The 12585-nt window shown below is 52.6% G+C and carries 10 protein-coding genes; 3 read left to right on the top strand and 7 right to left on the bottom strand.

The genetic code is table 11. The annotated features are described in order from the left end of the window. Positions 1 to 268 precede the first annotated feature (268 nt). The 3 genes from SPTER_RS05200 (at position 269) to SPTER_RS25595 (ending at position 3855) form a co-directional block, all read left to right on the top strand. On the top strand, positions 269 to 955 hold the full coding sequence (locus SPTER_RS05200; RefSeq protein ID WP_144349354.1) for a response regulator transcription factor: 687 nt from the start codon (positions 269 to 271) through the stop codon (positions 953 to 955). Positions 956 to 1108: 153 nt separating this feature from the next. Beyond that, positions 1109 to 1795, top strand: coding sequence for a response regulator transcription factor (locus SPTER_RS05195; protein ID WP_144349353.1), 687 nt, complete (start codon positions 1109 to 1111; stop codon positions 1793 to 1795). Positions 1796 to 2037: 242 nt separating this feature from the next. Further along, entirely contained in the window at positions 2038 to 3855 is a 1818-nt protein-coding gene (locus tag SPTER_RS25595; RefSeq protein ID WP_281289500.1) for a flagellin N-terminal helical domain-containing protein, read from the top strand. Positions 3856 to 3960: 105 nt separating this feature from the next. Here the strand turns inward: SPTER_RS25595 and SPTER_RS05185 are convergent, their stop codons facing one another. The 7 genes from SPTER_RS05185 to SPTER_RS05155 all read right to left on the bottom strand — a co-directional run bounded on the left by SPTER_RS05185 (position 3961) and on the right by SPTER_RS05155 (position 12558). Then, positions 3961 to 4377 carry a hypothetical protein gene (locus tag SPTER_RS05185; RefSeq protein ID WP_144349352.1) on the bottom strand — a complete coding sequence of 139 codons (417 nt, stop codon included), beginning with the start codon at positions 4375 to 4377 and terminating at the stop codon, positions 3961 to 3963. A 14-nt stretch (positions 4378 to 4391) separates the two neighbouring features. After that, positions 4392 to 6290, bottom strand: coding sequence for a flagellar filament capping protein FliD (gene fliD / locus SPTER_RS05180; RefSeq protein ID WP_144349351.1), 1899 nt, complete (start codon positions 6288 to 6290; stop codon positions 4392 to 4394). Positions 6291 to 6319: 29 nt separating this feature from the next. Then, positions 6320 to 7246: a flagellar hook-associated protein FlgL gene (gene flgL / locus SPTER_RS05175; RefSeq protein WP_144349350.1), complete on the bottom strand. Its 927-nt coding sequence runs from the start codon at positions 7244 to 7246 to the stop codon at positions 6320 to 6322. A 15-nt stretch (positions 7247 to 7261) separates the two neighbouring features. Beyond that, positions 7262 to 8710, bottom strand: coding sequence for a flagellar hook-associated protein FlgK (gene flgK, locus SPTER_RS05170; protein ID WP_170233154.1), 1449 nt, complete (start codon positions 8708 to 8710; stop codon positions 7262 to 7264). 14 nt (positions 8711 to 8724) lie between these two features. Continuing rightward, on the bottom strand, positions 8725 to 10170 hold the full coding sequence (flgK, locus tag SPTER_RS05165) for a flagellar hook-associated protein FlgK (RefSeq protein ID WP_246105490.1): 1446 nt from the start codon (positions 10168 to 10170) through the stop codon (positions 8725 to 8727). A 44-nt stretch (positions 10171 to 10214) separates the two neighbouring features. Further along, positions 10215 to 11906 (bottom strand): flagellar hook protein FlgE, encoded by a 1692-nt coding sequence (locus SPTER_RS05160; protein ID WP_144349347.1) that lies wholly within the window; start codon positions 11904 to 11906, stop codon positions 10215 to 10217. 232 nt (positions 11907 to 12138) lie between these two features. Next, entirely contained in the window at positions 12139 to 12558 is a 420-nt protein-coding gene (locus SPTER_RS05155) for a flagellar hook capping FlgD N-terminal domain-containing protein (protein WP_144349346.1), read from the bottom strand. Positions 12559 to 12585: the final 27 nt, after the last annotated feature.

Here is a 12585-nt window from a genome sequence, read left to right as displayed (position 1 = left end):
TTTATTTTATTGTTAACAGCGAGACGCCCCGGCTACTGCCGGGCTGCGTCGTCGCTTTTTCTTTGGGGCTCGCTTAGGCTGGCCCCATTTATTTATTTGCCCTGACAAGCCGCCATAACCCCCGTAAATATTAACAGTTTATTAACTTTAAACAGAGACATTCAGTAAACCAAACAAAATTCCAATAAATATCTGCCAGAATAGACTTAGGAAAAGTATCCAGGGACGGAAAATTTTTCACATGGTTGTGGCGTAAAGGAAGTCGTATATGAAATTGCTGCTGGTACATGACCAAGGGCAGTTGGTTGCCGCCTTATCCTGTTTATTATGTAAAAACGGGTTCCAGGTCAATTCTGCCCCTAATGGCGACAGGGGCGCCGCAATGGCCGGCACGGGCAGTTATGACCTGATCATCCTGGAGAGAATCCTCCCCCGCAAGGATGATCTGACCTTATTAAAAGAGTTTCGCAGTCAAGGCCATGAAACTCCAGTCCTGTTCTTAACAGCCAAGTCTACTGCCGCCGATCGCATCGCCGGCCTGGATGCCGGTGCCGATGATTACCTGACCAAACCCTTTACCGGCGAAGAATTGCTGGCAAGACTGCGGGCCCTGGCCCGCCGCAAAGACCGGAAGCTCCTGGGAACAACACTCTGTGCCGCCGGCTTCACCTTAGACCCTCAGCGGGGTGAAGTCATTAAGGGCGCCGCCACCTTTCAGCTGACCGCCAAGGAAACAATGCTGCTGGAGTTGTTAATGCGTAATTACCGCCAGGTGGTTACCAAGGAGTATATAGTAAAAAAAATCTGGGGCCTCTCCTCCCCGGCAACCCGGGCCAATGTTGACCTGTACATTCATTATCTGCGGAAAAAATTAAATATCCCGGGTATCAAGACCCTGCGGGGTATTGGGTATTCCTTGCAGGATACCGACATTGCCGAGGCCTCGTACGGCTGATGCCAAGCCCTTCAGGCCGCGGGGTCCGTTAGGGTAAAGCTTTTTCTTATCGCTTAGATATAGCATCGAATTTTTATAATTCTGATGGGGTTAAAAAACATCCACGGACGGATAATCATTCACAAGGTTGTGGCATTAAAAAGGATGTTTGGGATGAAACTGCTGCTAGTAGAGGATGAGAGTAGATTAGTCGACTCATTATCACATTTATTGAAAAGAAACGGCTATGTGGTCGATGCCGCTTTGGATGGCCAGACCGGGATCGATATGGCCTGCACGGGCGTCTATGACATTATTATCCTGGACCGGATGCTGCCTTATCAGGACGGCCTGGCCGTCCTGCGGGAATTCCGCAGTCTGGGCCATGACACACCGGTGCTTTTTCTAACGGCCAAGGATTCGCCTGATGACCGGGCCGAAGGCTTAAATGCCGGGGCCGACGACTACTTAATCAAGCCCTTCTTTTCCGTGGAATTACTGGCCAGGCTGCAGGCCCTCGCCCGCCGCCGCGGTAAGGAACTGACCGAAAACGTATTGGCTGCCGGTGACCTGGTGCTCAACCCGATGCGCTGCCAGGTAAGCAAAGCCGGCGAGATCATTCAGCTCACCCTCAAGGAATCCCAGCTGCTGGAGCTCTTAATCCGCAATTATGACCGGGTAGTGACCAAAGAGCAGATTATCCAAAAAGTCTGGGGCTATTACTCGGAAGCTGAATTTACAACCGTAAATCTGTATATTCATTACCTACGCAAAAAACTCAACATATCTAATCTAAAAACAATCTGGGGGGTCGGGTATTCTCTATATGCCAAGGATAAAGGGGCTGGTGCTGCGCATTAGCCGGCAACAGTCATTATCACGAACCATAATGCCAGGCCACCGGTAACACGCCGGTGGCTTCTTATTTTTGGCCGGGAAGCTGTATTTCTGTTTCTTAATACTTTTCTAACAGCTTAATAAACATTTGCTAAATAAACGGGGGCGATTTAATTAACAGACAAGCAGGAAAGGAGTGAATCCAGCTTTACCCGTTGCGAAAACGGCACGGATGCTAACACGCAAAATTCAAGGAGGAATTTATTATGGGAATGGTAATCAACACCAATCTGTCCGCTCTGAACACCTACAATCAGTTAAACAAAAACAACGGTCTCATGAACTCGTCCCTGGAGAAACTGTCCTCCGGCTACCGCATTAACAGTGCCGCCGACGATGCCGCCGGCCTGGCCATCTCCGAAAAAATGCGCGGCCAGATCCGCGGTCTCGATCAGGCCAGCGCCAACGCCCAGGATGCGATTTCCTTAGTGCAAACCGCAGAAGGCGCCCTGGACGAATCCACCAGTATCCTCCAGCGGATGCGCGAACTGGCGGTTCAGGCTTCCACCGACACCTTAACCGATGATGACCGCACTGCCGTGCAGGATGAAATGACCCAGTTAACCTCAGAGCTGAACCGGATTGGCAATACAACCGAATTTAATACCAAAAACCTGCTAAAAGGGGACGGCCAGACAAATCTAACAGCCACCAAGCTGGTTACTGACGGAACATTGGGCGTGGGAACCGGTAACACTGCCGGTAAAACCGACTATACGCAGGCAACCCAGACAGCTACAGTTGGAACCGCTGCTGCTGCCGGCGATACCGCCACATTTACCATTAACGGTGAGTCGTTGAAAGTTACCTTTACAGCCAGCGGCTCCGGCACTGCCGACAATACCGGCTATGAGGTGACTGCCAACAGCGCCAGTGTGGCTATTGACGGGACGCCTACTGCCGCAACTACCGCAGCCGGCTTAGGCAGCGCTTTACAGGAAATGATTAACGCCAACAGCACGCTGAAAGGCAATTACACCGTCACAGTTACAGGCGACGCTGTAGCCATTACTGCGGTGAAAACTGATGATGGCGGCACGCTGGACGGCGCCAAAGGCAATATTGCCGCCGCCACTGCAAGCGGTACTATCGCTTTGACTGGTGCCACCGCCAGTGTCGGCACCACCACCTATACCCAGGCAACGAAAGCCATTGATTTCACTTCCCTGGAAGAGACTGATGCAGCTACAACCGATGCCAACATTAAGGCCCTGGTGGGGACAGGCCTGACCATCAACGGCACTCAGATTGAATTCTACAATGCCGATGACGGCGCCTACACCGGCAGCGCCATTGGCGTTAATATCAGCACCGCACTCGCGGCCGGCTCGTATACCGACAAAGCCGATGAGCTTGTGAAAAACATCGTGGCCCAGGTAGGTACTAAAATTGACGGTGTTGTCCTGAGCCAGGACGCCACTACCGCCAGCAAGCTGGTCATTACCGCCGGCAGCGATTCTCTGGGTGAAGCCGGCAACAGCATTACCGTTAAAGACGGCGGCGTGCAGGAGGCCTTCAAGGCAACCTTCCAGATCGGTGCCAACACCGGCCAAACCATGTCCCTCAGCATTAATGACATGCGTTCCCAGGCCCTGCTGGTGTCTTCGACAGCCTCCGGCAGCAGCGTTACGGTAAAAGACAATGACGGCAATGATGTAACCGCTACCTATAAAGCCGTATCGGAAGTAACTGACGGGACTTCAGACACCAATACCGAGTACGCCCTTGACGTCTCCAGTGCCGACAAAGCAACAGCCGCCATTAGTGTTATTGATGCCGCTACCAGCACCGTATCCGCTGAGCGCTCCAAACTGGGCGCCGTGCAGAACCGTCTGGAGCACACCATCAACAACCTGACGACCTCCAGCGAAAACCTGACTTCGGCCGAATCCCGCATTCGTGATGTTGATATGGCTTCCGAGATGGCGGAGTATACCAAACTGAGCACCCTCAACCAGGCTGCCACCGCCATGCTGGCGCAGGCCAACCAGCTGCCCCAGCAAGTATTGTCTCTCCTGCAATAACAACAGGAATAGGAAAAAAACTCCCCCTTCCTTAGAAGCGGGGAGTTTTTCCTGCGACCACTGGGGGAACAAAAATCTCACTTCGAGTCGAAGTGAGATTTTTGTTCAGCCTCTGGCATTAAAATTGGCCCCTGCCGCCATTACCGTCCACTGCTGAAGATAGCGGCCTTTGGCCTGACGCAGTACCTTGATGTTATTGAGTTCCGCCGCAATCTGCCGATGCTCGACCAGCGCTTCCCGGAGAACCTGATCACAAGCAGTCAGGGCCGCTTTTTGCTCCTTTTCGATGGCAGCAGCCATTGCTTGCAATTCAGCGGAGTATTGGCAATGTTTATCACCTTGCAGCTTAGCGTTGACAGTAACAAGTTCATCGATCAAAACTGCCCGTTCTCTGAGCAGGCGGTTCAGCCCCCTTAGCTCCCGCCTGCGGACAAAACGGCTTTGCGTTGCCGTATTGGTATTAAGCTTTCTGATAATCGTGAGTTTCCTGCCTAAAAGCTCTTTACTATCTCTGTAAAGCATCAGGTCACCTCCTGTCAGGACGAAAGATACGAAGACAGAGCCGACAGCTGGGCATTCATGGTGCTGATATATGTTTCCAGTGTGGTATACTGCGCATAAAGCTGGTCTTCTTTATCGTCCAGTCTGTTTTCTTCCTTAGTAATCCGCTTCTGCAGCGCTTCCAGCTGCTCGGTAAGCATGTTGTCGCTGGCCGATGTGTCATTTTCCGTCCCGGCCTTTACCAGCAGCAACCCTTTATTGCCATTACGGTCGCTGATTGTGGAAATATTATCCTGCAGGATATCGTAGATGCGGTAAGCGATCCCCTCTTCACTGGCACGTACAGCCCGGGCACCGGCATTGAGCTTACGCACCGAGGTAGTGCCGGGATAGCTGGCAGAAGTCTGCGTGAACAACGTCATAACACCTTCCGGGTTACTCTGGATAGCCTCCTTTAGCGTGTCTTCGTCAATGTACAGCTTCCCCTTCTCGTCATAGGTGCCTGTGGTAATGCCAATACTGGTAATACTGGTGGCAAGCCCGGCAACAGAGTCAATAATCGCATTGCGCATATTGCTCAGAAAACTGCGCAGGGTTGTATCCCCGGTCAATAATCCTACCTTGGCCTTTTTCTCCCAGCTTGCTATTTCGTCCTCCGACATTTCCGCCTTTTGGTCTTCGGTCAGCGGCGGATAATCAGAATCATAGGCTTCTGACAGCAGGCTGTTCAGGGAACTGATCAACTCATTATAGGCATCGACAAAACTGGTAATATTATTGTAAACAGTATCGACGTCCTGGGCCACACTGACAGTGGCTTCTTCCGTGGTTTCCTTGTTCAAAGTATAGGTAATACCGTCCACAGTAACTGTATTCGAACTGCGGGTCAGACTGACGCCGTCCACGGTCAGCTTGGCATCCACCCCGGCTACGGTTTCCCGGCCCAGGGCGGCCGTCAAAAAACTGCTGCCGGTCTCGGTAACCGCCAGCGTGTTGCCAGCCCCGGTCTTATCCGCCGTCAGCACCAGTTGATCGGCAAGTGCGTCATATTTCATGGTAACGCCGGCGTCGCTGTCATTGATTTCTGTCAGCATTGCCGCCAGCGTCACATCCTGGTCAAAAGCAAAACTAACCCCATTAATGGTCAGAGCAACCTGCCCATCGCTGTCAAAGTCGAAACTGCCGGCCATCGCGGCGGCCATTTCGGCCAGTGTGCTTGCGGTATCAATCCGGTTCGCGGCCCCGGCGGTCAGGCCCAAATCGCTCAACGCGCTGTCACTGTCGGCATCACTGATACTTATGGACTGGACACCGCTATCGTCAGCCGCAGCGATCGTAAGGACACCGTCACTGTCAGCCCCGACTGCCACTTTGCCGCCGCCGACAGCCGTATCGACGGCGGCCTGCAGCCCGTCGACATCAGTGACAGTGTCCGCCAGGACAATCGTGTAGTCAGTGCCGTCGACAGTCATAACGAAACTTTTTCCGGCTGCCGCCGTGAAGCTGGCTTGCGCCGTCCCCTCAATGTCCTTGGACAGGCGGCCGCTGGTCTGCTTGGCTGCCGCCGTAGCCAGCTGGCTGACGCTGATGGTGTGCGAGCCCGCAACCGCATCACTGCTATAAGCAGCAGTAACCGCGCTGCTGCTGCTGCTGACGGAAAAGGCCTGGAAGGTACTCTTCCGCATAATACTGCTGCTCGAAGTCACATTGAAGTAGGTATTGGCAAAGGTCTGGATATCACTGATTACATCGCGGTAGGCTTCTTGTTTCCATTCAATTAACTGGGCCTGCTGATTAAGCCGGTTTAATTTCGTTTTCTCAGCAGCCATAAGCTGTTCAACGATAGAATCCACGTCAATGCCGGATGACAGCCCGGTAAGCCTGGTCGTGCCATTGACGGTGGTTGTCGTGACTGTTCCGCTGGAACTGGCCATGTAACTCCCTCCTCCTTTAGCTGCCAGATCTACGCCAGATAATCCAGCAGCGATTTACTCATTACTTTGACACCGACAGACAAAGATGCTTCGTATACAACCTGAGCTGTCGCCGATTCGGCACTGGCTGCGGCTATATCAACATCCTCATTACTGCTCATTATCTCCTTATAGGTTGTATAGTCATTAGCAAGCCGGTCCCCCACCATGCTCACATAGTTCATACGGGCCCCCAGATCCGCCTGCGCTGCCAGAATTGTGTCCAGATTTGCTTCAATATCATCAAGACAGCTTGTTAGAGCCTCGCCGTCGCCACTGTCAAGCCCGGCCAACACCTTGGCAAAGGTCGCGAACAGATTGCTGTCGCCGGTACCGGTTACAGCCTGGCCTTCCACATTGATGCTGACGGCACTGCCATAGCCAATATTGGCTTTGATGGCCTGCTCTTCGCCGTTATCGGTGAAATCGCTGACCAGCTGGCCCTTGAACAGCACATTATTATCACTGTCCAATGAATATGGCGCCACATCGGTAGCATAGCCGCCAAAAACATAGCGCCCGCCGTAGGTGGTATTTAACGCATCTACCGCCGACTGCTGCAGCTGGGTGACCTCTTCTTTGATGGCGCTCAGATCAGAGCTGTTAAGCGTACCGGTTGAAGCAGCTTTAACCACCAGTTCCTTCAACTGCTGCACAATCGTATCACTAAGGTCACTCAAAGCACTGTCAGTCACCTTCTGCCAGGAGGTAACATTATTCACGTTTTCCTGAAATTGCTCGACCCTGGCAACATAGCTGCGATAGCGGATGGCCCGTGAGGCCACCACCGGATCGTCGGACGGCTGCTGGATCTTGGATTGTGTCGATACCTGCGCCTGCGCTTTGCTCAGCCGCTCCATATTTTTATTGATACTCCGTACAGAAGCGTCAGTCATCATTATGTTAGTAATACGCACAATAGTCCTCCTCCCTTACTCGGTATTAACCATGCTGATGGTCGTTTGATAGATTTCCTGCCAAACAGCAATCATCTGCGCCGAGGCGTTATAGGCCGCCTCATATTTAGTCAGATTAGCCGTTTCCTCGTTAAGGGAAACACCGGCTACCGACGCCCGGCGGGTATCAATATTTGTGACAAAGGAGCTCTGTTTATTGGTCATCGTCTGGGCGTGCTGGCTGGCTGTTCCCAGTGTCGAAACGATAGAATTAATAAAATCTTCCGCCGTACTGTTGCCAAACAGCTTGGATTCTTCACATAATTTAATCAACGCATTCATGTTTTCATTATTATCGGTGCCACCATCGGCCGCGGAAGCAGCCGCAATTTTATTAGTATCGGCCAGTACCGCCGCCGCTACGGAGATGTTCGCCGCCGTAATGCCGGCTGCCGATTCACTGGCGGCAAAAAACGCAACACCGGTCGAACCGTCCAGGCCATAGCCGCTGCTATGGGCAGCATTGAAAGCTGCGGCAAAGGTGCCGGCGAATTGGTCCAGGAGATTACTGTAATAGCTGATTCCCTTATACTGGGAGCCGGTACCATCGCCATCCCTTAAATCAAAACAAGCCTTTAGCAGACCGCCTTCCGGCGCAAAATCTGCGCCGGTGTCCTGCCACCGGATACTATACATACCAGCCCCGTTCTCGTAGCATTCCAGTTGCTTGGCCTGGTCATTGCTGACCAGAGTGATTCCGCTTATGGCAACCGAGAATTTGACATCGTCCGCCCCATTAGGCAGGGTGCCAACAACAGTTTGTGTGACCTCAACATCGGCTAAACCGGACAGCTGGTCAATAAGCAGTGTCCGCTGGTCCTCCAGTTCGTTGGTCGAAGAACCGGCTGCGGCCGCTACCCGGATTTTTGCATTTAACTCGGCGATTTGGGTAGCATAAGCGTTTATTTGATCGACTCCGGTCTTCACCTCAGAGTTGATATCCTCCTTAAGCTGAGATAACTGGGAGGATACTGTATTCAGATATTCGCAGACAGCCACACCGGCCTCTTTCATGGCCGCCCGGGTTGCCGCACTGGTCGGGTCTGAGGCCAGGTCCTCCATGGCCGCATAAAAATCCTCCATGACCGCACTAAGTGAGCTGTCATCCGTGGCCCCCATAACCGCTTCAATCTGGCTTAACATATCTGATTTAGTCTGCAGCTCGCCCAGCTGTCCGGTTTCCCGCCAGTATTTCTGGTCAAGCCGGAAGTTACGGATATGTGTAACCGAGGTTACCTCAGAACCGGCGCCGACATAGTTGCCGTTGTAAACGGCAGCAGGCCCTACGGCCTGTTGATTGACTACCTGCCGGGAATACCCCGTAGTATTGGCATTACTCATATTATTGCTGGTAACCGCCAGCGCCGCTGCGCTTGTGAACAATCCCCGCGTGGAAATACTTAGTCCGGCGAATGTCGATGCCATTCCCCCACCCCCTGTCATCCTAATTCTTCAATCAAATCGCCGATCAGGTTGTCAATCGTGCTTAATACCCGTGAGGCTGCGCTATAGGCAGTTTGATACTTAATCATATTAGACATTTCCTCATCAAGTGAAGCCGATGAGATTGACAGTCTCTGGTTATCAGCCTGGGTTGCCAACGTGGAATATACATCATAGGCGTTTGTTGCATTGCTGCCCGCAGTGCCCACCCAGGCAATGATTGATTGATAAAAACCGGTAAGATCCTGCGATAAGCCATTATATTGAAAAATCTTTTCATCAAGCAAACTGCTGATGGCGTTGGCAACCGTATTATCGCCGGCAGCATCGGTTGAACCGGCAGCAAGTTTATTGCTATTGGCCGCTATTTCCGGATTAACCTGGATGTTGCTGATACTCAGAGGCTGACCGGCATCCACAACGACAAAGAAATCGAGGCCGGTATTGCCCTCAAGATCAGTGCCGGCACTGTGGAGTGAGTTGATTTTGCCGGCAATCGTGGTGATCAGGTCATTTAACCCCTGCCGCAGCGTACTGATTGAACTGGTTGCCGTGGCGGTAAAGTTATAATTATCAGTATCACTGATTGCAGAAAACCCGCTTTGATCGGCTTCTTCCAGACAAGCCAGCAAAGAGCCGCCGGCAATTTTCGCCGTGGTTTGCGTGTTTGTCCAGGTTACCTGCAAAGGATTCGCGGTCGAACCGTCGCCGCTGATGCTTAAACTGTTGGCCTTCGTTCCGCTTACCAGCGCTACCCCGCCAATAAAGACAGCTACCATGCCGCTGCCTGCTTCCTGAGAACTGAAATTCGTATAGGCTGATAACTGATCCAGGAGGTCATCGCGCTGATCTCTTAGATCGCCGGCTTCGCCGCTGTTGGCTTCGGCTTTGGCAATTAGTAAATTCAAGGCTGATATCTGACCGGCAATCCCATTGATTTCATCAACTATATCCCCGGCTGCCGTAAGCGCATCGGCCTGCAATGACTGCAGCTGTTCGTCAATCTGGCTGAGGGTGTCCAGCAGGGAAGCAGCATTTTCCACTACTGACTGACGGGTGCTGACACTGCTGGGATCTGAAGCCAGATTATCCCAGCTGTCAAAGAAATTCTGGATAGTCTGCTGCAGGCCGTCGGCAGACGCGTCCTCATCAGACGCATCACTGATAGCGAACTCATCCAGAATTTCCTGGAGATAGTCCAGTGTGCCGCTTTTGCTTGACCAATACTCGACTGTCGTATTCTGCTGACGATAGGTATTATCCAGCAACTGGCTGCGGGCCCGCTTTACCTCGGCCACAGTCGCCCCGGTGCCGGCCGAATTGCTGCCGGCCGGGTCGTTGACAGTCTCGGTCAGGGCTATTGCCTGCCGGGAATAACCGGCAGTATCCACATTGGCTATATTATGGCTGGTGACTGTTAATGCCGCCTGGTTCACTCTCATGCCCGTAAGGGCGATGCTATAACCGCCAAATGTTGACCCCATGGCTAACCGACCATATTAATGGCAGCTTTCAGACACTCGTCGGCCGCACTGATTATTTTACTGTTGGCCTGATAGGCCCGCTGGGTAATCATCATCTCACTGAATTGTTCTGATAAATCCACATTGGACATCTCCAGCGTACCGGCGCTCAAGGCGCCGGTACCATTGGTCCCCGCCACCACACCACCGGTAAAATTACCTGAATTATTGCTGGCAACATATAAACTGCCGCCAATCTTCTCCAGCCCGGCCGGATTAGAGAAACTGGCCAGGGCAATCATGCCCAGCGGCTCGGTCTGGCCGTTACTGTAAGTCCCGTAGATAATTCCGTCGCTGCCGATAGTAAAATCCTCCAGCGTACCGGAAGCATAACCGTCGGTAGTATTAGTCAGGCTGTCGCTGCTGCTGGTGGCATAAGATGCCACTTTGGACAAATCCAGGGTAACGGTGGAGGCCGCCGCGCCGTTTGTTGGCGTCAGGTTAAGGGTAAACGAGGTATCGTAGGTATCATTGTCCACGATCTTGCCACTGCCGTCAAAGGCGATCGTACCGCTGCTGTTGCTTAAATTCAGCCCTGAATCGGCTGAGTCCGCTTCCCAATGCCAGGTTGTTACCGATTGGCCATCCGAGGTGGCAACCTGCGATTTATACAAATTTACCTGCACATCATAGCTATTCCCCAAGGCATCATATACCTGCAGCGTCGTCGTTGCGTCCGGATTGCTGCTGTCATAGTCGGTGCCGGCTGCCGCCACACTGGTGCTGGTTGTGTCGGTCGTGCCGTCAATAGCCCCGAACAGCTTGGCCAAGGTGGCATTGGTGCCGCCTAATTCAATGGCGGCCGTGCTGCCGGCAGCAGTGGAGGTCAGCTGAATATAGCCGTTGGCGCCGTCGCCGGCATTCCAGGCAGCGGTAACGCCGGCCCCGGCGGCATTAATATTATCAATAATGGTTTGTACCGTGTCGCCGGCAGTAATGGTGACACTGGTGCCGTTCACCGTAATAGTGCCGGCAAAGGTGGTGCCGGCGTCATCAGTTACCGCTGTCAGCCCGGTTGCGTTAAGGGTGGCATTGGCCGAGCTGCCGGTTGTTGCCGCCGCGGCCTGGGCATCGGCGCCGGAGTTTACGCTGCCGCTGACGGCAGCTGTCGACGTGGCCGCCGGCGCGCTGATCTTTTTATTGCCGGTATAACTGTCTGCGAATATATTGATTGGCTCCACGTCGGTCTGGGTATTGTAGGTATAAGTGCCGTCAGCATTTTGCGTACAATCCAGCCAGCCGCAGATTGTATACCCGTTTACGGTCAGATTGCCGCTGGCATCTACCCCGAAATTGCCGGCCCGGGTAAACTGGTACTCACCGCTGCCGCCGCCCTGGACGATAAAATAGCCGCTGCCGCTGATGGAAACATCGCTGGAGTTGCCTGTAGACTGGGTGCTGCCTGTGGTTATATTGGTCGCTACCGACGCGACGCTTACCCCGGTACCAATCTGCTTGGCATTGGTGCCGCTGGTACCGGTGGCCGCATTGGCTGCAGTGGAGCCACTAATTGTCTGGCTTAACAAATCGGCAAAACTTACTGTTTGTGATTTGTAGCCGATCGTACTCACATTCGAGATATTGTTGCCAATCACGTCCAGTTTCGTCTGTTGCGCTTTAAGACCGGAAACCCCCGAATAAATCGAAGTCATCATAAATACATTGCCTCCCAAAATTCTATTTCATCAGTCGTTCAGAAATAGATATCAGCCTCCCGCGCCCGGAGTCCAGCTGATTCCTTGCCCGCAATTTTAGAAAAACTTGGCTTATGCCAAGCCCTTTAGGACGCCGGCCAAGCCGCCTGTACCCTTTAGGGTATAGATTTTTTTCAGCCCTTAGATCAAAGCCTTGAATTTTTTATAAATTCTGCCGGGGTTAACAGGCGGCTTAGCTGCTTGCCTCAGCAACCTGGGAAACCGAGCTAAGTGTGATTTGCATGCTGCCAATATTCAGATAGGCAGTGCCGCTTTTGATCGAAACTGAATCCACTGTCCCGGTGGCGCTTGCGGCCGCGCCGGCGGCATCGGTTGTCGCATAGGTAACAGACTTGCCAATTAAGCCGTAGGCTTGGTAGGCATCCACGCTGTTACCAATTGTATTAAGCTTGTCCAATGTTCCAAATTGGGCCAGCTGAGCCACATATTCGGTACTGCTTACCGGATCCTGCGGGTCCTGGTATCTGAGTTCTGTTGCCAGCAGCTCGACGAAATCGTTAAAATCCAGTGAACTTGTTCCGGTGGTGCTGGTAGTGTCGGCCGCGGTGGTAGTCGGCGTTTTCCAATAGTTTGAAACTGAAGTTGTGCTCATATGTTTTCCTCCTTATGGTTGACTTAG

The sequence above is a fragment of the Sporomusa termitida genome, assembly GCF_007641255.1.
GTDB lineage: Bacteria > Bacillota > Negativicutes > Sporomusales > Sporomusaceae > Sporomusa > Sporomusa termitida.
This window is presented reverse-complemented; position numbering and strand designations above follow the sequence as displayed.

Coding starts and splice junctions, on each gene's coding strand:
- SPTER_RS05185 (WP_144349352.1), bottom strand. CDS start 4,377: ATGCTTTACAGAGATAGTAAAGAGCTTTTAGGCAGGAAACTCACGATT.
- flgK (WP_170233154.1), bottom strand. CDS start 8,710: ATGGCATCGACATTCGCCGGACTAAGTATTTCCACGCGGGGATTGTTC.
- SPTER_RS25595 (WP_281289500.1), top strand. CDS start 2,038: ATGGGAATGGTAATCAACACCAATCTGTCCGCTCTGAACACCTACAAT.
- SPTER_RS05155 (WP_144349346.1), bottom strand. CDS start 12,558: ATGAGCACAACTTCAGTTTCAAACTATTGGAAAACGCCGACTACCACC.
- SPTER_RS05160 (WP_144349347.1), bottom strand. CDS start 11,906: ATGATGACTTCGATTTATTCGGGGGTTTCCGGTCTTAAAGCGCAACAG.
- flgK (WP_246105490.1), bottom strand. CDS start 10,170: ATGAGAGTGAACCAGGCGGCATTAACAGTCACCAGCCATAATATAGCC.
- SPTER_RS05200 (WP_144349354.1), top strand. CDS start 269: ATGAAATTGCTGCTGGTACATGACCAAGGGCAGTTGGTTGCCGCCTTA.
- fliD (WP_144349351.1), bottom strand. CDS start 6,290: ATGGCCAGTTCCAGCGGAACAGTCACGACAACCACCGTCAATGGCACG.
- SPTER_RS05195 (WP_144349353.1), top strand. CDS start 1,109: ATGAAACTGCTGCTAGTAGAGGATGAGAGTAGATTAGTCGACTCATTA.